The organism is Burkholderia sp. IO2 (assembly GCF_029522185.1).
In the GTDB taxonomy this organism is placed as follows: Bacteria; Pseudomonadota; Gammaproteobacteria; order Burkholderiales; family Burkholderiaceae; genus Burkholderia; species Burkholderia cenocepacia.
Genome location: NZ_JAKWFH010000014.1, coordinates 40,429 through 60,227 on the forward strand (window position 1 = coordinate 40,429; position 19,799 = coordinate 60,227).

The 19,799-nt window shown below is 66.9% G+C and carries 16 protein-coding genes; 5 read left to right on the forward strand and 11 right to left on the reverse strand.

What is annotated here, in order from left to right; all coding sequences use genetic code 11:
- Positions 1-7: 7 nt before the first annotated feature.
- From MMB92_RS11455 to MMB92_RS11470, 4 genes are all read right to left on the reverse strand, one after another.
- Complete coding sequence (locus tag MMB92_RS11455) at positions 8-1,519, reverse strand: HAMP domain-containing sensor histidine kinase (protein WP_062886086.1); 1,512 nt, start codon at positions 1,517-1,519, stop codon at positions 8-10.
- Complete coding sequence (locus tag MMB92_RS11460; RefSeq protein ID WP_006484292.1) at positions 1,519-2,238, reverse strand: response regulator transcription factor; 720 nt, start codon at positions 2,236-2,238, stop codon at positions 1,519-1,521. The genes MMB92_RS11455 and MMB92_RS11460 overlap by 1 nt, the downstream gene beginning before the upstream one ends.
- Positions 2,239-2,413: 175 nt before the next feature.
- Positions 2,414-3,175: a hypothetical protein gene (locus tag MMB92_RS11465; protein WP_230391151.1), complete on the reverse strand. Its 762-nt coding sequence runs from the start codon at positions 3,173-3,175 to the stop codon at positions 2,414-2,416.
- 286 nt (positions 3,176-3,461) lie between these two features.
- Positions 3,462-4,349 carry a LysR family transcriptional regulator gene (locus MMB92_RS11470; protein ID WP_034203742.1) on the reverse strand — a complete coding sequence of 296 codons (888 nt, stop codon included), beginning with the start codon at positions 4,347-4,349 and terminating at the stop codon, positions 3,462-3,464.
- Between the two features lie 113 nt (positions 4,350-4,462).
- Between MMB92_RS11470 and MMB92_RS11475 the strand changes: the two genes are divergently transcribed.
- Complete coding sequence (locus tag MMB92_RS11475; protein ID WP_062885724.1) at positions 4,463-5,233, forward strand: NAD(P)H-dependent oxidoreductase; 771 nt, start codon at positions 4,463-4,465, stop codon at positions 5,231-5,233.
- 272 nt (positions 5,234-5,505) lie between these two features.
- Here the strand turns inward: MMB92_RS11475 and MMB92_RS11480 are convergent, their stop codons facing one another.
- The 4 genes from MMB92_RS11480 to MMB92_RS11495 form a co-directional block, all read right to left on the reverse strand.
- Positions 5,506-6,183 (reverse strand): avidin/streptavidin family protein, encoded by a 678-nt coding sequence (locus MMB92_RS11480; RefSeq protein WP_230391149.1) that lies wholly within the window; start codon positions 6,181-6,183, stop codon positions 5,506-5,508.
- A gap of 308 nt (positions 6,184-6,491) precedes the next feature.
- A complete protein-coding gene (locus MMB92_RS11485) occupies positions 6,492-7,295 on the reverse strand; it encodes a hypothetical protein (protein WP_012493790.1) in 804 nt (267 codons plus the stop codon).
- 131 nt (positions 7,296-7,426) lie between these two features.
- Positions 7,427-8,254: a hypothetical protein gene (locus MMB92_RS11490; RefSeq protein WP_006498538.1), complete on the reverse strand. Its 828-nt coding sequence runs from the start codon at positions 8,252-8,254 to the stop codon at positions 7,427-7,429.
- 122 nt (positions 8,255-8,376) lie between these two features.
- A complete protein-coding gene (locus MMB92_RS11495) occupies positions 8,377-8,964 on the reverse strand; it encodes an SEL1-like repeat protein (RefSeq protein WP_062885725.1) in 588 nt (195 codons plus the stop codon).
- A gap of 418 nt (positions 8,965-9,382) precedes the next feature.
- Here MMB92_RS11495 and MMB92_RS11500 point away from each other — a divergent pair, with 418 nt between their 5' ends.
- The 3 genes from MMB92_RS11500 to MMB92_RS11510 all read left to right on the forward strand — a co-directional run bounded on the left by MMB92_RS11500 (position 9,383) and on the right by MMB92_RS11510 (position 11,937).
- Positions 9,383-9,985: a TetR/AcrR family transcriptional regulator gene (locus MMB92_RS11500; RefSeq protein ID WP_006485824.1), complete on the forward strand. Its 603-nt coding sequence runs from the start codon at positions 9,383-9,385 to the stop codon at positions 9,983-9,985.
- Between the two features lie 61 nt (positions 9,986-10,046).
- The gene (locus tag MMB92_RS11505) at positions 10,047-10,562 is read left to right on the forward strand and encodes a hypothetical protein (protein ID WP_062885726.1); all 516 of its coding nucleotides are present in this window, start codon (positions 10,047-10,049) and stop codon (positions 10,560-10,562) included.
- An 82-nt stretch (positions 10,563-10,644) separates the two neighbouring features.
- The gene (locus tag MMB92_RS11510; RefSeq protein ID WP_059720910.1) at positions 10,645-11,937 is read left to right on the forward strand and encodes an Nramp family divalent metal transporter; all 1,293 of its coding nucleotides are present in this window, start codon (positions 10,645-10,647) and stop codon (positions 11,935-11,937) included.
- 30 nt (positions 11,938-11,967) lie between these two features.
- On the opposite strand, the gene MMB92_RS11515 is transcribed toward MMB92_RS11510, so the two are convergent.
- Complete coding sequence (locus tag MMB92_RS11515) at positions 11,968-12,972, reverse strand: chemotaxis protein CheB (protein ID WP_062885727.1); 1,005 nt, start codon at positions 12,970-12,972, stop codon at positions 11,968-11,970.
- A 181-nt stretch (positions 12,973-13,153) separates the two neighbouring features.
- Positions 13,154-17,296 carry a CheR family methyltransferase gene (locus MMB92_RS11520; RefSeq protein WP_062885728.1) on the reverse strand — a complete coding sequence of 1,381 codons (4,143 nt, stop codon included), beginning with the start codon at positions 17,294-17,296 and terminating at the stop codon, positions 13,154-13,156.
- A gap of 629 nt (positions 17,297-17,925) precedes the next feature.
- On the opposite strand from MMB92_RS11520, the gene MMB92_RS35260 reads away from it, so the two are divergent.
- Complete coding sequence (locus MMB92_RS35260; RefSeq protein WP_006498545.1) at positions 17,926-18,207, forward strand: hypothetical protein; 282 nt, start codon at positions 17,926-17,928, stop codon at positions 18,205-18,207.
- A 95-nt stretch (positions 18,208-18,302) separates the two neighbouring features.
- Here the strand turns inward: MMB92_RS35260 and MMB92_RS11530 are convergent, their stop codons facing one another.
- On the reverse strand, positions 18,303-19,610 hold the full coding sequence (locus MMB92_RS11530; RefSeq protein ID WP_059720908.1) for an Nramp family divalent metal transporter: 1,308 nt from the start codon (positions 19,608-19,610) through the stop codon (positions 18,303-18,305).
- Between the last annotated feature and the right edge of the window lie 189 nt (positions 19,611-19,799).

A 19,799-nucleotide genomic window follows, 5' to 3' on the forward strand; every position in this document is an offset into this window, starting at 1 on the left:
TCGAAGCTCAGCGTGCGTCGCCCGCCGCCGACGACGCGACCGCCAGCGCGAACTCGAACACCGCGCCGCGCCCGGCCCGGTCGACGAGCCGGATGTCGCTGCCGTTGAGCGCCAGCATCCGGTGCACGATCAACAGGCCGAGCCCGCCGCTCGTCGCGGTGCCGCCGCTCATCGGCCGCTGCGGCCGCTGGAACAGCCCTTCGCGCCGCGCCGCCGGAATCCCTGCCCCGGTATCCGACACGGTCACGACCACGCGGTCGCCGTGCGGCGCCAGCGCGATCTCGACCTCGCCGTGCGCGGGCGTGTGCCGCAGCGCGTTGTCGAGCAGGTTGGTCAGCACGCGCTCGATCATCCCGAGATCGGCCGACACGACCGGCACGCGCGGCGGAATCCGCGCATGCAGCGCGACGCCGCGCGATTGCGCGCTCAGCTCGAACTTCTGGAATACGTCCTGCACGAGATCGACCAGCGAGAACGGCTCGCGCTCGGCCTGCACGCCGCCCGATTCGAGCCGCGCGAGCTCGAACAGCGCCTGCGCGAGCCGCCCGACCTTCGCGCTCTGCGCGAGCGCGATCGACAGGTAGCGCCGCCGTTCGGGCTCGGCCAGCGTGTCGGCCTTCAGCGACAGCGTCTCCAGATAGCCGTGCAGCGACGTGAGCGGCGTGCGCAGGTCGTGCGAGATGTTCGTGATCAGTTCGCGCCGCTGCTGGTCCTGGCGCGTCAATGCGCGCCACTGGTCGCCGATCCGGTCGGCCATCTGCGCGAACGCGGATTCGAGCACCGCGATGTCGTCGCCACGACGGCCCGGCGGCAAACGCAGCACCGGCGGCTGCACATCAGCCGCGCCCGGCGCGCCGGGCGCACCGTTCGCGTCGAAGTCGCGCATCGCGGCCGTCAGCCGGCGCAGCGGGCGCGTGATGAAGCTGAATGCGGTAAGGCCCGCGAGCAGACCGAGCAGCGCGACGATCGCCATCGACCACAGCGTCGTGCGCAGCACGTTGCCGGCGTCGACGCGCGCGGCGAGCCGGTCGTGCGCCTCGCCGAGCAGCACCACGTAGATGTAGCCCGACGGCGGCTGCCCGGGCCGCTGCAGCGGCGCGGCGCTGAACACCTTGCGCGCGTCCGGGCTGCGCGGATCGTCGCCGAGGATCGGCAGCGGCTGGCCCGCGATGAAGCGCTGCACGGGCGCGAGATCGACGCGGTCGCGCTTCACGTGGCCGGGTGGCGCATCGTCGCCCTTGATGCGCCCCGCGTTGTCGAGCAGGTACACCTCGACGCTCGGGTTCACGCCCATCAACTGGCCGAACAACGTGCGCACGGCGTCGGAGCGCAATCCGTTCGCGTCCATCAGCGGCGCGCTGCCGGCGATGTTGGTGGCCAGGTCGCGCGACAGCGCCTGCACGACTTCCTTCTCGCGCATGTCGTTCGCGCGGATCTGCAGCCATGCCGACGCACCCGAGCACGCGAGCAGCAGGATCGAGAACACGAGCGACAGCCGCCGGGTGAGCGTGAGCTTCATCATGCGTCCCGCTGACCCGGCGCGGCGAGCTTGTAGCCGCGCCCCCACACGGTGAGGATTCGCACGGGCTCGGCCGGATCGGCCTCGATCTTCGCGCGCAGCCGGTTGATGTGGGTGTTGACCGTATGTTCGTAGCCTTCGTGCTGATAGCCCCACACCGCATTGAGCAGGTCCATCCGCGAGAACACCTTGCCCGGATGCCGCGCGAAGAAATACAGCAGGTCGAATTCGCGCGGCGTGAGGTCGATGCGTGCGCCGTCGACGCTCGCTTCGCGCGCGATCGGGTCGATCGCCAGCCCGGCGACGTCGAGCGTGCCCGCGTCGAGCCGCGAATCGCGCGCGAGCGCATCGACGCGCCGCAGCAGCGCCTTCACGCGCGCGACGAGTTCGAGCACCGAGAACGGCTTCGCGAGGTAGTCGTCGGCCCCGAGTTCGAGGCCGAGGATCCGGTGCACCTCGCTCGATCGCGCGCTCGTGATGATGATCGGCGTGTAGCGCGTCATCGCGCGCGCCCGCCGGCAGATCTCGAGGCCGTCGACGCCCGGCAGCATCAGGTCCAGGATCAGCGCGTCCCAGCCGCCCTGTTCGAGCAGGCGCAGCCCTTCGGCGCCGTCCGCGCTGTGCACGACTTCGTAGCGCTCGTCGCGCAGGTGCAGGCTGAGCACGTCGGCGATGTCGGCGTCGTCCTCGACGATCAGGATACGTTTCGGTTGGTCCATGGCGGTGGGCGGCGGCACGTCGGAGCGGGGCTCGGTCACGGTTGTCGGGCGGCGATCGGAGCCGGCGCGAAGCACGGCGGAAGGCCGCGCTGCCGTCATTGTGCAAAATTTTGCGGCGGCAAGGGATCACATTTCGTTTATGTTTGCGCCGCGCGTGCGCCGTCAGCCCACGCCGTCAAGGGCGGGCGCGGCAATCTGGCCCCTGAAACGCGATGTCGGACACGCCGGGCGGCACGCTCGATCGACAGCGAAAGGTTCGCCAGCCGACGGATCGGCGCCGCCCGTCCCTCGACCTCTCGATTCCCGCGGCACGATCCGGGCATGGGCCGCCCGCGACGCGCCTGCGTTCCGCGTCGCGCATGAGCTTCGTGAGTTCGCGCAATCGCTCGGAAGAAATTTCGTCGCGTTCCATCCCTTCGCGGCCGTCCACCCCGGCGCGACTCCCGAACGTCGAGCGACGCGGTCCGGTCGACGCAATGTCGGACGCCATCCCATCCACGATCGACTTCAAATTCGATGTCGAAGGAGAAGCGTTGTCGATGCCGTCCGTTTGCATCCGTGCGATCCACTCGATCGTCATCGCATCGTCTTCGCTCACGCCTTCCATGCGAAAAATGCCGGGCGCACTTGGCGAGCGATCGGCTCGGCGCAGCACCGTACGCAGGAATCCCTTCGCGAATCCTATGCGGCTGAATTGCCAGTCGGCATCATGCTCGACAAGGTCATCGTTGACGGTCTGCTGCATCGAGATGTGGTCGGTGTATCCCGCATAGCCTTTCGGCTCGCCGGGAAAGTACTGAAAATCCAGCGATGGCGATGCGTCCGGCCGCGGTACGCGTGGTGCCGCCTGCTTTTGCCTGCTGTTGTTCACTGCCGCCACGAACGCCAGCAGACCGGCGCACGCGCCGACCAGGATGGCAAGGACCGTCTGCTTCATCGTTCGTCGGACGCGCTAGCGGCAGGTGTCGTTGCCGGGCGTTTCCGGGGCCGCGATCAGGCGCGGGTCCAGTTCGGTCAAACCGTCTTCGAGTCATGTCCGTGCCCGCCGTCGAAGGACGCTGCCAACGTCAGCGGTCGGCGCGACACAGGCGCTGCCGTCGCCGAAGGTGCATGCGTGCGTCGATGCGATGAGCGCGAGGCTCGGGGAAATGCGGCCGGCCGCACCGCCAAGGACGACGCGGCCGTAACGCTTCGCAGGCCGAAGCATCCGGCCCGCGGGGCCGTCAGCGATGCGCGTCACCTGCGAGCCGCGCGTGCAAGGCCTCGATCGACGTTGCGACGAACGACGAGAACGCGCGAATCCGCGCGGTGTCGCGCAGGTCCGGATGAGTCAGCAGCCACAGGTCGGTCGCCAGTTCGTCGATCCGGCCGCCCAGCCGCACCAGATCGCGCTCGTCGTCGGCCAGGTAGCACGGCAACACGGCTGCACCGATGCCGGCGCGTGCCGCGGCGAACAGGCCGAGCAGCGTATCGACCCGATACCCGCAACGCGCATCGGCGCCTTGGGCATGCATCCATCGCTCGAGCGGCCGGTAACCCATCCGCCGGTCCGGCCCGACCCACGCGAGATCGTCGGCGCGCTCGCGCCACCCGGGTGCCGCATAGACGGCCTGTGCGATCGTACCGACCCGGCGGCCGATCAGCACCTCAGGCGGCGACGACGACGGGCGGATCGCGACATCGGCCTCGCGCTTCGAAAGATCGAAGACCGCGTTCGACACGGACACTTCCAGCGTGATCTCCGGGCAGGCATGCCGGAACGCGGCGAACACCGGCGACAGCAAGCCCGACAGCAGCGTATCGGTCGTCGTCACGCGCACGGTGCCCGATGGCCGCACGTCGCGACCGGCCACGCGCCGCTCGACGCCATGCACCTCGTCCTGGATCCGTTCGGCGGCAGCGGCGGCGTCCTCGCCGGCCGGCGTCGGCGCATAACCGGCGCGGGTCCGCTCGAACAACTTGACGCCCAGTTCGGCCTCGATTGCCGCGAGGCGGCGAAACACCGTCGCGTGGCTGATGCCGAGCCGCCGCGCCGCGCCCGCGAGCGAACCGGCCTGCGCCACCGCCAGCACGAGCCGCAGGTCGTCCCATGACAGCCGCTGTTCATTCATGCAAACCTCGTTTGCGAAACTGGCCAATTCCCGTTCATTTTCGCAACGCGTACCGTATCAGGCAAATCCCGGCGCAAGCCGCCTTCACCGGCACACCATGAGGAACGCCGCCCATGCACACGCTGATCGTTCATTGCCATCCCGAACCCCGCTCGTTCAACGCCGCGCTACGCGACACCGCCGCGCGGACGATGCGCGCGCTCGGCCATGACGTCGAGGTGTCGGATCTCTACGCGGACGGGTTCGATCCGGTCGAGGCGCCGCGCCACTACCCGTGTCGCGCGAACGCCGACGTGTTCTCGGCGCTGGTCGAACAGCGCCACGCGAGCACGCATGCCACGCTGCCCGCCGACGTGCGCCGGGAGATCGCCCGGCTCGAGCAGGCCGACCTCGTGGTGTTCCGGTTTCCGGTCTGGTGGCATGCGGCGCCCGCGATGCTGAAGGGCTGGTTCGATCGCGTGTTCGTGAACGGCGGCCTGTACACGGGCAGCCGCCGCTACGATCGCGGCCACTTCCGCGGCCGGCGGGCGATCTGCTCGGTCACGACCGGTGCGCCGGCCGCGACGTTCGGCCCGGGCGGGCGCAGCGGCGACATCAGCCTGCTGCTGTGGCCGATTCATTACTCGCTGCATTACATGGGGTACGACGTGCTGTCGCCGGTGCTCGCGCATGGCGTGCAGGACGCGCACGGCGGTTACGCGTATCAGGACGATGCGGCGCTGGCGGCCGAACTGGCCGCGCATCGCGACACGCTCGCGCGCCGGCTCGCGAACTGGCAGACGGACCGGCCGCTGCGATTTCCGGGTTGGGATGACTGGGACGAGCACGGGACGCTCAAACCGGGAATCGTCGGGTACGACCGGTACGTGCGCGGGTGTGCGTGAACCCCTCACGGGAAATTCCGTGATGCTGCGTCGAATTGACTTGCGCCCGGACGGGAGGAAAGGCTGCGGGTAAGGCTGGCCCGACCTGTTCGACGCGCAGCGCGTTCGGGGCCCTGCACGGCAGCTCGCCGATGCGCGAGACCGCCCAGGCGCGGCGGGACCGGTGACGACGTTCGGCACGAACCTGCATGCCGCCCGCCTGGCCACGCCGTTCAGGTCAGCAACGGGCATCGCACCTTGCAATCGATCCGGACCACGAGTTTGCAGATGCGTTACCCCGCGACTCTCTCGAACGTATCCGCATTGGTCTGGACGGCATGTGCCCATCCAGACTCCGATGATCGCGAGCCTTGCCGAGGCGCCTGGCTGGTAACGACATGCCATACCGTCTGCAGCTTGCCGTCACGCAGCATGCCCGTGAAAGAACAGATCACGGTAACCCGGTCATTCGATATGCCGAAAGCGAAGTTGATGCAATCGCCGAACCAGACGCCCGAGACAGGCAGATCGTGACCGAAGAAGGCGCTGTCCTGCAACGCGGTGCTGAATACGCCACGAATGGCGCCCTCCTTGTCGTCGGTGATGGAAAGTGTGGAGCCGTATTGATTACGCCACGTACCGATCCAGTTCATAACGCACCTCCGGAGCACGCGATCACGCGCCAATGGGCCGAGCGTTCCAGGCGCCGGCGCCTTCTCGCGGCAATCGGGCTCGCAAAGCCGGCGCCGCGCATGGGCGAGCACCGTCGTGACAGGAAATCCTGCGCGAATCCAGCAATAGTGATGCATCACCAGCGCCCACGGCGCCGGCATGACGATCAAAAAGTATAGACGCTCGTCGGATGATATGAGGCGGTGCATGTGGCGATCCGGCCAGTACGGACGCTTGTGTTCCCCCACTTTGTTGACCACACGATGCCGTCCGGCACGAAGGCTCGCCTGCGTCGACATGAGCCGATCAAGGGGCCCGCACGTTTTCCCATTGCTGCTGCGGTCGCCACGACGGCGTCGGGAAGATGTCGAGCAACTTTCTCGCCTGAACCGCTTGGGGTTTCTGGATGAAATTCACGCGGCTCGCTCTGTCAACGCCCGTCGTTGCAACGGCTATCTCGACGGCGGACAACAGAGCGCGCCGTCACGTTCCTGCCAGTCAGAAAATCGGGCCGGCGCCCGCGTGACGACGTGACCTGCTGCATGCCGCCACGCAGCATCGTCAACCACGGGCGCGCAACCAATCCCCGCCCGCCGTCCATGCATACTCAGTATGACTTGCCGCCCACCGTCGCCGATTCCAGTTCGCGCGTGATGATCTGCGTGCCGCCCACATCGGCGATCGACTTGACCATGCCGACACCCGGCGCGAGCCAGTCGTCCGCGATCGTCTTGCTGGTCAACGCCGGGTTGGTGAAGGTCTCCGTCGTGTGATAGTGGCATGCGTTCGCGAAGACCTTGCCGTTCCGGAGGCTGACCGTTTCGCGCGCGACGTAGGTCCGCTGGATCGAGACGGACGTTTGCGCGCCGCCGGACGGAAAGACGGGCGTATCGACATAATTCACCGTCTCGCTTCCCGTGAGCCCGATCGTCTCGACATAGGGCGGCGAGTTCACATCGCGCAACGCGAGCGTGCTGCCGCTGTAGACCTCGCCGCCGTAGTTCGTGCGCACGCCGTTGCCGACAAGATAGTAGTGGTTGGTCTGAATCGGCGAGCCGGTCGTGGTTTCGGCCTGCTGCGTAAGCGCCACGCCCTCGAACGTCGCCGGCGCGAAGGTCCGCGTGTACACGCCGTTGTCGACCGCCGGGCTCTGCGCCGTCGCTTGCGTGTACATGTGCAGTTGCACGATATCGCCTTGCTGGTAGACCGGATCGCACTCGACGTTCGAGGCGGTCGGCGAACCCGAATTGCCATCGGATGTGCCCGTCGTTGGCGTGCCGCCCGTCCCGCCGCTGCCGCCGTTGTTGGTCGTGCCCGATCCGCCGGACGCCGCGGGCGAGGAATTGTCGTCGCCACCGCCGCAAGCGGTCAGCGCCAGGCAGGTCAATGCAATCAGTGCAACGGCTTTCATCGGGATCACCTTCGGAACGAACAGGACGAACGCAGCCGCTGCGCGCGCATCGTGCCGCACGCACCGACCCTCACGAATCGGACATCAGGAATCAAGGCAATCGGCCGGCGGCCCTCGCCGGCCCGGCAACGTCAGTTGACCTGCAGCTGGCCACCGCGGCCCAGCCCGCCCTTGACGTCCTGCGCCTTGTAGCTGCGCAGCGCGACGACCATCTTGTTGTACGCATCGATGAACGCGACGACCGTCGCCTTGCCTTCCGGCGTCGACGAGAAGCCCGCCAGCGCGCCGCCCACGCCGCCGCCGAAGCCGCCCAGCGCCGCGCCGTAGTTCGTCGCCGTCGAGCTGCCTTCCGACGCCGCGATCTGCACCGCCGAGCGCACGTCGAACAGCGTCAGCGTCACCACCGACGCCTTCGTCTGCAGGTGGCCCGCCACCGCCGCCACCGCGCTGTTGCCGATCAGCCCGCCGATCATGCTGCCGATCCCGCCGATCGGCGAATCGTTGATCACGATCTGCGGCTCCATGTAGTAGTCGGCCGCGACGCGCTGGCCCTTCTGCTGCTTCGAGCCCGCGCGGTATTCGCCCGAGTTGCGCTGCAGCTGCGTGATGCGCGACAGGCGCGCGTCGCTCTTCTGGTTGCCGATCGACGTGATCACGAAGCAGTTCGACTGCTGCACCGCCAGGCGCAGCAGCGGGTCGATCGTGGTCATCTTGGTCGCGCTGCCGAACGGGCCCCACCAGTCGGCATTGCGGCCGTCGTCGACCGCGATCGTGCCGAGCGGCGACGTGCAGCGCTGCAGTTGCGAATCGGCGCCGGCGCTCGCGCCGCCAGCCGCGGCGCCCGTCACGCCGGCGTTCTGCCCGCCGGGCGTCACCACGCCGCCGCAACCCGCGACGGACGCGCCAAGCGCTGCAACCAGCGCACCTTGAGTGAGACGTTGGAGAAGGTTGGTCTTCATTGTCGTTGTCGATCGATTAGAGTCGTTGTTCGGCTTATGTGTCCATGCGAACTTCGATAAGCCCCCCGGCGTGGCGCGCGATGGTGGTCTCCCCGCGGCTGCCCCCGTTGCTCGATGCCCGGTCAGTAGTACCAGTACGTCTGCTGCCAGACGCCGTAGTACGGATAGCCCGAGTACCAGTAGCCGTAATAGACGTCACGCCATTGCGTGCGCCATTTCCAGTCTTCCTCGTCTTCCTTCTTGGCCTTGCGCGCGAGATCGAGCAGCTTTTTCGATTCCTTGTCGCCGCGGCCGGCCGCGATCGACAGCCACTTCTCCGCTTCGCGCGCATCCGAGCCCATTTCCTCGAGGCCGAACAGGTAGAAACTGCCGAGCGCCTTCTGCGCGTTCAGGTCGCCGCGTTCGGCGGCCTCGCGCATCCACTTGAGCGCCTGGTAGCTGTCCTGGCGCACGCCGTCGCCGCGGAAATAGCGCAGGCCGAGGTCGTAGGCGGCCTTCGGCTGGGTCTTCGCGGTCTGCTTGAGCGCGGCGATGCTCGGCTCTTCGCGGTCCTCCGCCTCGTCCCTTTTTTGATAGGAGACCTGATCTTTAGGGCGATCGGAACAACCTGTGTCGTCGCAGATCCGTACCGTGCCGGCAGTCACCGACGGATCCTGCGCGCACGCGGCCAACAGCAACAGCAGCCCCGGTGCGAGTAAACGGCGATACATGGGTATTTTCCTCACGTTTCATTGGCGCCGTATTGCTTCGCGCGCTCGCCCGCGAGCATGCCCCCGGCCGGTGCGGGGCGCGGCGAACATCGTCCGCGGGCCCGCGTGCCAAGGCTCTCTCAGGTTCTCTTTTCGGCTTGAAACATCGTTGCAGCGTCTGACACGGCAGAAAACGGCACGCGGTAAACCCGCTCTTGTTCTGTCTCTTTAATCCACGCAATATCGATCGCTGCTTACTGGCTTCAAATGATACATATCGGTCTATCTAATAGTCAAGATGACTTGATAACCGGCTCGACAAGCGAAGATTGTCGGGGCGGAACGGCCATCAGACAGCGCCAGGAGGCCGATTTCATCGACCCGCATGATGCTAGAATAATCGGTCTATGCTGTTGAAATATCGAGGAGGAAGCCGTTCGTGCGAGCCAACAAACGCCAGCTGGTGGTAGACAAAGCGACCGAACTGTTCTCCAGGCACGGATTTCACCCGGTGGGCGTCGACTGGATCATCGACGATTCCGGTGTCGCCCGAATGACGCTGTACCGGCATTTTGCGAGCAAGGACGAGCTCATCCGCGAAGTGCTGGTCCAGCGCTACGACCTGATCGTCGGCAGCATCGACGCGCAGTTGCAGCACGTCGTCGATCCGGTCGAGCGCGTCAAGACCGTCTTCGACTGGTATGAAGCGTGGTTCCGCACACCCGAATTTGCCGGCTGCCTGTTCGAGCGTGCGCTGGCCGAATTCGGCACCGCTTATGCGCCGATCTCGGATGTCGCGATCCGCTATCGCCGCAAGATGGTCGAATGGATGGCCGAACTGATCGAAGCCGTCGTGCCGGCCGAAACCGCCAACCGGCTGGCGACCGTCTTCATGATGCTGCTCGACGGCGCCACGGTCGAAGCGCGGGCGTTCAACGATTCCGCGGCGGCCCAGCGCGCATGGCAAGCCGCGCATGCGCTGCTCGAACAGGCGATGCACGCGCCGGTCTCGCCTGCCGAAGGTGCCGGTCGCCCGACGTAACGCAACGTCGCGCCGTCGTATTGCAAGCAAACCGAGGTCGGAGGGTGCCGGGGAGGACGACATGCATGACCGGATGCGCTGGATCGGTTTCGCGATGGGTCTGGCGATCGCGTGTACCGGCTGCAAATCGGTGAATGTCAGCCGATATGAAATCCAGAACCGCGATCGAAACGGTCTCACGATCGTTGCGTTCGCCACGGAAGACCTGGCATCGCTCGACCGAACGCTGTGGGCCGACCACGTCTACCTCCGCTACACCGTCACGCCGCTCACCATCCGCAAGCGATTCGATACCGGTGAAATCGCGCTCGACGACTATCCGTTTGCTGCGCGGCGGCTCGCCATCCGCGCCCCGTGTCCGGTCCCCACGTCGGACTTCTGTTCGTCCTGGTTCATTCCGTTCCACGATCGCGCGGGGCTGCACGGCCTGGACTATATGTCGGGGCTCGATGCCAACGAACCCGCGCGCCTGACGTTGCGCATCGGCGGCGGAAGCATGGTCGGGGCCCGGCTGGTATCGAAGGAATACGCGATCGACGTCGACGTGGGCGACAGGGCGAAGCCGACCGGACCGTGAGGCCCACCCCGGCTGCCGGCGCGGGAGGTTGCCCGGGCGGGCACGGCCATTGCGCCTGCCGGACCCCGGGAGGCCCGCGATCATGAACGACAACGATTTGCTCCAGCCCGAGCCGACGGAACCGGACCCGAACGCGGTCACGTGGGTCCGGCGTCTCGGCCCCGGCCTGATCACCGGCGCCGCCGACGACGATCCTTCCGGCATCGGGACATACTCGCAGGCGGGGGCGCAATTCGGCTTCGAACTGCTGTGGTCGCTGCTGCTCACGTATCCGCTGATGACGGCGATCCAGCTGGTCAGCGCGCGAATCGGCCGCGTGACGGGCAAGGGCCTCGCGTCGAACATGCGCAAGCACTATCCGCCATGGCTGCTGTACGGAACGGTCGTACTGCTGATCACGGCCAACGTGATCAACATCGCGGCCGATCTGTCGGCCATGGGCGCGGCCGTCAATTTGCTGCTGCCCGGCCCGCAACAGCTCTACATCGTGTGCCTCGGCGGCGTATCGGTCGTACTGCAGGTTTTCGTCCCGTACGACCGCTATTCACGATTGCTGAAATGGACGGCGTTGACGCTGCTCGCCTATGTCGCGGTCGCCGTCATCGTGCCGGTCGACTGGGCCGACGTCGGTCGCGCGATCGTGCGGCCCCATGCGCAACTGAGCGCCGCCTACCTGACCACGGTCGTCGCCGTGCTCGGCACGACCATCAGCCCGTATCTGTTTTTCTGGCAGGCGTCCCAGGAAGTCGAAGAGTTGCGCTCCGTGCCGAACCAGCGGCCGCTGCGGCGCGTACCGCATCAGGCGCCCGCCCAGTTGCGCCGGATCAGCTTCGACACGTGGTTCGGCATGGGCGTGTCGAACGTGATCGCCTTCTTCATCGTGCTGACGGCGGCGGCCACGCTCAACGCGCATCACATCGACGTCAAGACGTCGGCCGATGCCGCGCGGGCGCTCGAGCCGCTTGCCGGTCACTTCGCGTACGTGCTGTTCGCGCTCGGCATCGTCGGCACCGGCCTGCTGGCGCTGCCGGTGCTCGCGGGATCGGCCGCCTATGCGGCCGCGGGCACGTTCCGCTGGCGCAACAGCCTCGCGCTGCAGTTGGGCGTCGCGCCCGAGTTCTATGCGGTGATCGTCTTGGCGATCGTCGGCGGGATCGCGTTCACGTTCATGCATTTCGACCCGATCCGCGCGCTTTACTGGAGCGCCGTCATCAACGGCGTGAGCGCCGTTCCGATCATGGTCGTGATGATGCTGATGGCGAGAAGCAAACGCGTCATGGGCGAGTTTGCCGTCAGAGGCGCGCTTGCATGGGGCGGATGGATCGCGACGCTCGCGATGGCGATCGCGGCGATGGGCGTGTTCGTGCCGGGATGAAACCGGCAGCGCGAATGCCGCGGCTCGCGCTCACTCCAGTTCGCCCGTACTCAGTGCGGCGCCGACCGCACGGCGCAGCACGTCCGCGAGCCGCTGGTTTTCGTCGATGCGGGCCTGTTCGATCGCGACGTCCTCGGCGTTGCCCGTGCGGCGCGCCCATTCCTGGCGCTCGCGCGCAAAAATCATGCGCTCGTGAACCGCGCGGATCGCCCCCCATATCGCATCCTCCGCTTTCTGGGCTTCCGCGTCGTCGAGGGAAAGCGCGGAGAACGCATGCCCGGTATGGCAACGGTATCGCAACGGACGATCGTCGCGCATGCGCCAGAGCACGCCGTTGCAACTGGGGCACGTGAGGGCGGAACGCGTGCCGATTTTGTCAAGCAGTCTCGGATCGACGAGGCCGCCCTCGGCAATCCGGCTCTCATGGTCGAGGTCGCGCAAATCTGCCATTTTTCGCTGCTCCTTCGCACGTGCGCCGTAGACCGCTGCATGAAGGGTCCGCGGCAGTTCTTCCGCCGTCGCCACCGCATCGGCTCCCGCCGCGGCCAGCGCGCTGCGCGGCATCGACGGCGCTTCGCATTCATCGGGGTCCTGAACGATACCGTAGCCGCCCCGTGCGCGAATCGCCGCCAGGCCGGCCGCGCCGTCATCGAGGTCGCCGCTGAGCACCACACCGATCGCACCGGCGCCATATTCGCGTGCGGCGGAGCGAAACAGCGGGTCGGCGGCCGGGCGGGCGAAGTTCTCGGCGGCCGTATCGAGCAGCCACAGGTCGCCGCCGCGCACGATCATGTGCCGGTCGGGCGGCGCCACGTAAATTCTGCCCGCCTCCGGCGATTCCCCGTGTAGCGCCTCGCTTGCATCGAGCCTGCCCCATCGCGACAACAGCTCGGGCAGGATCGTCCGATGTCGACCAATGTGCTGCACGATGCAAATCGGCACCGGAAAATCCGCGGCAATGCCGGCTACCAACGTCCGGAGGACCGGGAGACCGCCTCGGGACGACGCAATTACCACGATATCTCGACGATCCATAGCGCCCCCTTTGCGGATAGCGCCGCAAATCGGGTTCCTGAGCCGAAATTCCGTCACGGGCGGTAGCAGACGAGGCAATGCGGGTCGGATGGCGGTCGATGCAACCCGCCGACGGGAACGCGCGGCGCGAACCGCGGCGCGAGCGACCCGCGACGCACGCGCGGGTCGTCACCGGGCGGGCTTAGTGCGTGTCGCCGAGCGCGGCAAGCAACATCCCGAAATCCAGCGGTTTGGACAGGTGAGTGTCGAAGCCGGCCTCCGCCGCGGCCCGGACATCGTCCTGGCGATTACGGCCCGTCAGCGCAACGGTCCGGAGCGTGGCCCAGCGGGGATCGGCCTTGATGTGGCGAATCAACTCATAGCCGTCCATGTCGGGCAGCCCGATGTCGGACACGATGGCGTCGACAGGCGTCTCCGGCAACCTCTCCAGTGCCTCGGCCCCGCTTTTCGCGGCCGTGACCGTTGCCCCCGCGAGTTCCAGCAGCGCCGTGAGCGACAGCGCCGTCTCCTGATCGTCCTCGACCAGCAGCACGCGAAGGCCGGCGATACTCCCTTCCGCCGCGCCGTTGCCGGAAGACACGACGCGCTCGTCGGATGCGGCCGGCAGCCATACCGTCATCGTGGTCCCCCTTCCCTGGCCGTCGGATGCCGCGGCGATCCGGCCGCCGTGCATTTCCACGAGTTGCCGAACGAGCGCCAGCCCGATTCCGAGCCCGCCGCGGGTCCGGTCGCGCGGCGCCTGCCGGAACATGTCGAACACATGCGGCAGCGTATCGCCGTCGATCCCCTGCCCGTCGTCGATCACGTCGACACGCAGCATCCGCCCTTCATGCGCGAGACGCACGACGATCTCGCCATGCGATTGCGTGAACTTGAGCGCGTTGGACATCAGGTTCCAGAAGATCTGCTCGCAGCGCACCGGATCGGCGAGCGCGATGGCCGGCTCCGTCGGCAACTCGGTTTTCAGGACCAGGCCGCGCGCGTGCACGTCGCGCTCGCAGGTATCGGCAATGCCGCGCAACATCGCCGTCAGGTCGACGCGGCCCAGCTCGAGCGCGAGCTTGCCGGTCTGGATGCGCGACAGATCGAGCAGGTCGTCGATGATCTGCGCCTGCGCGCGCACGGCTTGCCGAATCGAATCCGCGGCTTCGCGCACGGCGGGAATGTCGCGCGTCTCCGGCAGGCGCGGCAGCATTTCCGACTTGACGCCGATCAGGTTGAGCGGATGCCGCAGCTCGTGCGACAGCACGGCGATGAACTCGTCCTTTAGCTGATTCGAACTGAGCGCCTGCTCGCGGGCCGCCTGCTCCCGCGCGAGCGCTTCGCGGTTCGCGTCGTCGCGCTGCTTGCGCAGCGTCATGTCGCGCACGATCTTCGCGAATCCGTTGAACGACGTATCGGAAATCGGCGTAACGACGCCGCTGCAGAAAATCCGGCGCCCGTCCTTGGTCCGGTGCCAGCGCTCGTCGTCCGCGCGGCCTTCCCGGGTCGCGACTTCGCGCTCGCGCATCGGCACGAGCGCCTGTCGATCGTTGGGTTCGTAGATCAACTCCACGTCCTGGCCAATCATCTCTTCTTCCGTATAGCCGAAGATGCGTTCCGCCCCGGCGTTCCAGCTCACGATCGCGCCGTTGCCGTCCTGGATGATGATCGCGTAGTCCTTGGTCGACTGCGCGACCAGGCGCAGGCGCTGCTCGCCCGCGCGAGCCGCCTCTTCCGCATGATGCCGGTCGGTGATGTCGATCAGCGTGATCACCGCGCCGTCGATGTGGTCGTCCGCCGTGCGGTAGGGCAGCAACCGCATCAGATACCACCGGCCGGCCTCGCTCTCGATCTCGCGCTCGATCAACCGCAGCGACTGAAACGACTGCCGGACATCGTCGGCCAGCGTCGGATACCGCAACGCGTGGGTAATGTGGAACAGCGACCGGCCCAGGTCCGTATCGATCAGATTGAAAATGGCCGTCGCGTTCGGCGTAAACCGCTTGACGCGGATTTCCTTGTCGACGAACACGGTCGCGATCTCGCTCGACGCGATGATGTTGTGGAGGTCGTCGTTCGCCTTCGCGGTGTCTTCGATCCTTGCCTGCATTTCGGCGTTGGCCGTGGTCAACTCCTCGTTGACCGATTGCAGTTCCTCCTTGCTGCTTTCGAGCTCCTCGCTCGTGGAGCGCAATTCTTCGTTGATCGCCTGCAGCTCCTCGTTCGACGCCTTCAGTTCCTCGACGGACGTTTCGTACTGCTCGATGATCGTCGCCAGTTGCTCGCGGCTGTGCTGCAGCTCCTGTTCGAGCTGCGCCAGCACCGGATCCTGCCCGCTCGTCTCGGCCTGATCCTCCTCGGTCATGCGGCCGGCCACCTCGTCGAACACGACGAGGAGGAATTCCGCATTCGCGACCTTGTCGTGGAACGGCCGAACCGTCATGTTGATCCACGATACGCGCGTGTCGTGCGCCCACTTGACCCGGCGCGCTTCCACGCTCGTACCCGTTTGTAGCGCGCGGAAAATCGCGGTGCGCAAATCGAGCCGCAGATCCGGCAGCACCAGCGTCATGATGTTGCTGGACAGCTCGCCGCCGACATGCCTGAGGAAACGGCCGGCGTTATCCGACAGATGAACGACGTTCGATTCCTTGTCGATGATGACGCTCGGCGGCGAATACGTTTCGAGCGCGCGCTGGTGCAGTTCCGCATAGGAGAAATTGCGCTGTGCCGGACTGGTCGGCACCCGCAGCGGGGGCTGCGGCGCGGCCCGCTCGTCGGATGCACCGGACTCGACCTGGAACAGCGGCGGAAAGCCCGTGACCGGCTTCGCGCGATGCGTGACGACGCGGGCGCGGTAAATCCGGCGCTTCTTGTCCACGACGGCAAACAGATCGTCCGCCGCGTCGGCCGATTCCGCGGTGCCGAGGAACAGGTAGCCGTTCGGACGCAGCGCGAAATGAAACAGCTCGAGGATTTGCCGCTGCACCGCCCGCTCCAGATAGATCAGCACGTTGCGGCACGAGATCAGGTCGAGATGCGAGAACGGCGGATCGCGCAGCAGGCTGTGCGCGGCGAACAGAATGCGCTCGCGCACCGCCTTGGCGATCACGTAATGTGCGCCGTCCCGCGTGAAATACCGCTGCAGCAGCGCGGCGGGCACGTCGCTCGCGATCGAAAGCGGGTAGGAGCCGGTGCGCGCGCGGACGATCGCCGCCTCATCGATATCGGTCGCGAATACCTGGATGGCCTGGCTCGACATCGCGGCCTCGCGCGCCCGCGCCAGCAACAGCGAGATCGAGTACGCCTCTTCCCCGGTCGCGCATCCGGCTACCCACACGCGCACCTGCTCCTCGCCGGATTCCGACGCGAACAACGAGCCGATCACTTCCTGTTCGAGGAAATCGAACGCTTCGCGATCGCGGAAGAACTGGGTCACGCCGATCAGCATGTCCGCCAGCAGCGCGTTTGCTTCCTCCGGCGCGGCACGCAGGAAATCCCGGTACGCGAGGAGATCGCGCTGGCCATTGACCTGCATGCGCCGTTCGATACGCCGCAGCACGGTCGCCCGCTTGTACAGCCGGAAATCGTGGCCGGTGCGTACCCGCAGGTGCATCAGAATGTCGGAAAGCGCCCGCTCCGGATCGTTGACCGTCGGCCGATCGACGTGGTGCAGCGATTGCGCGAATTCGACGCTTTGCTGCTCGATGCGGCGCGCATTCGACCAGAGTTCGAGCAACCGTTGCGGCATGTCGGCCACCGGCAGCACGATATCGACGCGCGCCATGGCAATCGCGTGCTGCGGCATCTCCGCATACTCGGCGTCATCCGGTGTCTGCGCAAGCGTGATGCCGCCCGCCTCCTTGATGCGGCTCAAGCCCGCCGCGCCGTCGGAGCCGGTGCCCGACATCACGATGCCGATCGCGCGCCAGTCGTGCGCGTCCGCCAGCGTCCGAAAGAAGTGGTCGATCGTGAATGGGGCATCATCGGACTGGCCCCGGCTATGACAGCGCAGGCAGCCGTCCGACATCTCGAGTTGCATGCCCGGCGCGATCACGTAGATGTGGTTCTTTTCGATCGGCACCGTGGACGTCACCTGATGCACCGGCATGCCCGTCGTGCGCTGCAGGACGCTGTCCATGTGGCTGACCTGTTCCGGCGCGAGATGGACGACGACGACGAACGCCATGTCCATGCCCGTCGGCGCGCTCTCGAAAAAGGTCTGCAAGGCCGTCGTACCGCCTGCCGATGCGCCGATGCCCACGACCGGAAACGACAGATCGCTCTTCAACGTGGCGGGCGATGAAAGCCGCTCCTTGCGCGCAGGCGCTTGCCGTGCCATTGAATTCTCCTGATGGTGTTGTGGGGCATCGTGTGCCGACTGCCGATCGATACCGGGTCGCATCGCCCTCGTCCGGGTCGGGGCGTCCCACGCTCCTCCTTGATGCTTCCCCTGCGCCTCCGTGCGCATTGTACGGCACCGGCAAGCGCCGGACCGCCCCTGACCAAGGGCTTGCGATCCCCCATGCGGCGGATCACCGACGGCGTGTGCGCGCGGGACAGCGGGAACCGGAACGATGAAACGGCTGCACCTGCTCGGCTCCGTCCCGCAGCGATGCCTCGCCCGCTTTCATCTCGCCTGCGATGTCGCCAACACCGCCGTCAGGATGCCGTGCAGGACCGCCGCGCCTGCGCGCAGGCGTGTCACCGGAACGTCATTCGTGCCGACATACCATCCCCATCGGTCCGCAAGACGCGATGCCGCTCCACGACCGCGAGCGGGAACGAATCGTGCTCGTCCGTCGACGGCGCGGACCCAATTTATTTTCTTTGACGAATTCCGTATTACCAGCGAATATTCGCGTCGATCAAGCGGTTAGTACCGCTGACAACACAACGACACGATGCTCGCTCATGCAGTCGGGGACATTACGCTGCTTCGCCAACAGATACTGGATCGAAGGGGAAGAAATGACGCCGTTTTCGCAGGATGTGAGCATCAAGCAAACTGCCGCCGTAGCCAGGGCAGCCACTCCATCGCCCGTTTTCTGGAAGGCGGGGCCGCTCGTCGAAGCCGTTCCGCCCGAGCCGAAATCGACGACCCCGGACCTGCGCGATTTCTTTGCCGCCGCCGCGCTGCAGGGCTTGCTGTCGCGCGACGCCGGGCGCAACGTGTCGTCGATCGCCGACTACGAATCGAAGCGCGCGGTCAGCGCCTACCGGCTCGCCGACGAAATGCTGAAAGCGCGCTGAACCCGCACGCCGGCGCGCCGGCCGTCATCCGGCTCGCGCGGGGTCGCGGGCAACCTGGGCCGCCACGTTCGCCCGGGCGCTAACGCACCGGCCGTTCAGTTGCCGCCCAACCGTGCAACGATTGCGCCGACCGGCCGCGCCAGCAGAACGACATTCAGCACGACGACGACCGCAGTCGCGCCGCGCGCTGCGCAGCGCGCGATGCGCCCGCTCGTGAACGCGCCCATGACGTCACGTCGGCCGCAGAAGTACACCAGCGCCAGCATCGGTACCGGCAATACGACGGACAGCACGACCTGGCTGATCACGAGCGCCTGCATCGAATCCACGCCCATCCCGACGACGACGAACGCGGGCGCCATCGTGACGAGCCGGCGCAGCCAGACCGGAATCCGGAACCCCACGAAGCCCTGCATGATCATCTGTCCGGCCATCGTGCCGACGACGGAACTCGAGATGCCGGCGCTCATCAGCGACACGAGGAAACAGGTCGCGGCGGCCGGGCCGAGCAACGGCGTCAGCATCCGGTACGCGGTTTCGATCTCCGCGACATCGCGATGGCCGGCATGAAACGCCGCGCTCGCCATCACGATCATCGCCATGTTGATCGCGCCGGCGACGGACAGCGCGACGACCACCTCCCGATCCGAGAACCGCACCATCATCCGGCGCCGCGCGCGATCGAGCCCCGACGCGCGTCGCTGCGTGAGCCCGGAGTGCAGAAACAGCGCATGCGGCATGATCGTCGCGCCGACGATGCCGACCGACACCGTCAACGCGTCGCCGCGCGGCCATTCCGGCACGACGGCATGCCAGCCGACTTCGGCCCACGCGACCGGCGCAATGAACATCTCGGCGAGATAGCAGAGACCGGTCACGCCGACGAACACGCCCACGGCGATTTCCATCGGCCGGAACCCGTTCCGGTCGGCCAGCAGGATGGCGTAGGTCACGAGCGCCATCACGAACATTCCGGCGAAGGTCGGCAGGTCGAACAGCAGCGACAGCGCGATCGCGCCGCCGAGAAATTCGGCCAGCTCGGTCGCCATCGCGGCCAGTTCGCTCGCGACCCACATGCCGACGACCACCGGCCGCGGGAAATGCAGGCGGCAGAGCTCCGCGAGATTGCGGCCGGTGACGATGCCGAGCCTCGCGGACAGCGACTGGAACAACATCGCGATGCCGTTCGCCATCAGCACGACCCAGAGCAGCGTGTACCCGAACTGCGCGCCGGCCCGGATGTTCGTCGCGAAATTGCCGGGGTCCATATACGCGACCGACGCGACGATCGCCGGCCCCGCGAACGACAGCGCCGCCAGCGGCCCGCGCCGCCGGCCGGCCAACCCCTCGCGCATGTCCGTCGCGGTGCGCTCCGTCGCCGCGTTCCTGTCGAGCGTCGCCATCCGTACTCCTTCACGAAAGCGGCATCGTGCGCCCCCCGCGCGATCCATCCCGCGTACCGCCGACACACCGTGCCGCACCGCCTCCGTGCCGGCGCGACACGGGCTATGCAGCCGAAATGACAACCGCTTGAAAATCCGGCGACGAGGGGGCGGGCTACGCGACGTGTGCTCGCGCTGCCGCCGTCTCGG

Bases quoted from the DNA above. Each gene is read 5' to 3' on its own strand.
- MMB92_RS11530 (WP_059720908.1), bottom strand. From the start codon at position 19,610: ATGGCGACGCTCGACAGGAACGCGGCGACGGAGCGCACCGCGACGGAC.
- MMB92_RS11485 (WP_012493790.1), bottom strand. From the start codon at position 7,295: ATGAAAGCCGTTGCACTGATTGCATTGACCTGCCTGGCGCTGACCGCT.
- MMB92_RS11460 (WP_006484292.1), bottom strand. From the start codon at position 2,238: ATGGACCAACCGAAACGTATCCTGATCGTCGAGGACGACGCCGACATC.
- MMB92_RS11510 (WP_059720910.1), top strand. From the start codon at position 10,645: ATGAACGACAACGATTTGCTCCAGCCCGAGCCGACGGAACCGGACCCG.
- MMB92_RS35260 (WP_006498545.1), top strand. From the start codon at position 17,926: ATGACGCCGTTTTCGCAGGATGTGAGCATCAAGCAAACTGCCGCCGTA.
- MMB92_RS11515 (WP_062885727.1), bottom strand. From the start codon at position 12,972: ATGGATCGTCGAGATATCGTGGTAATTGCGTCGTCCCGAGGCGGTCTC.
- MMB92_RS11455 (WP_062886086.1), bottom strand. From the start codon at position 1,519: ATGAAGCTCACGCTCACCCGGCGGCTGTCGCTCGTGTTCTCGATCCTG.
- MMB92_RS11475 (WP_062885724.1), top strand. From the start codon at position 4,463: ATGCACACGCTGATCGTTCATTGCCATCCCGAACCCCGCTCGTTCAAC.
- MMB92_RS11470 (WP_034203742.1), bottom strand. From the start codon at position 4,349: ATGAATGAACAGCGGCTGTCATGGGACGACCTGCGGCTCGTGCTGGCG.
- MMB92_RS11520 (WP_062885728.1), bottom strand. From the start codon at position 17,296: ATGGCACGGCAAGCGCCTGCGCGCAAGGAGCGGCTTTCATCGCCCGCC.
- MMB92_RS11480 (WP_230391149.1), bottom strand. From the start codon at position 6,183: ATGTCGACGCAGGCGAGCCTTCGTGCCGGACGGCATCGTGTGGTCAAC.
- MMB92_RS11495 (WP_062885725.1), bottom strand. From the start codon at position 8,964: ATGTATCGCCGTTTACTCGCACCGGGGCTGCTGTTGCTGTTGGCCGCG.
- MMB92_RS11490 (WP_006498538.1), bottom strand. From the start codon at position 8,254: ATGAAGACCAACCTTCTCCAACGTCTCACTCAAGGTGCGCTGGTTGCA.
- MMB92_RS11505 (WP_062885726.1), top strand. From the start codon at position 10,047: ATGCATGACCGGATGCGCTGGATCGGTTTCGCGATGGGTCTGGCGATC.
- MMB92_RS11465 (WP_230391151.1), bottom strand. From the start codon at position 3,175: ATGAAGCAGACGGTCCTTGCCATCCTGGTCGGCGCGTGCGCCGGTCTG.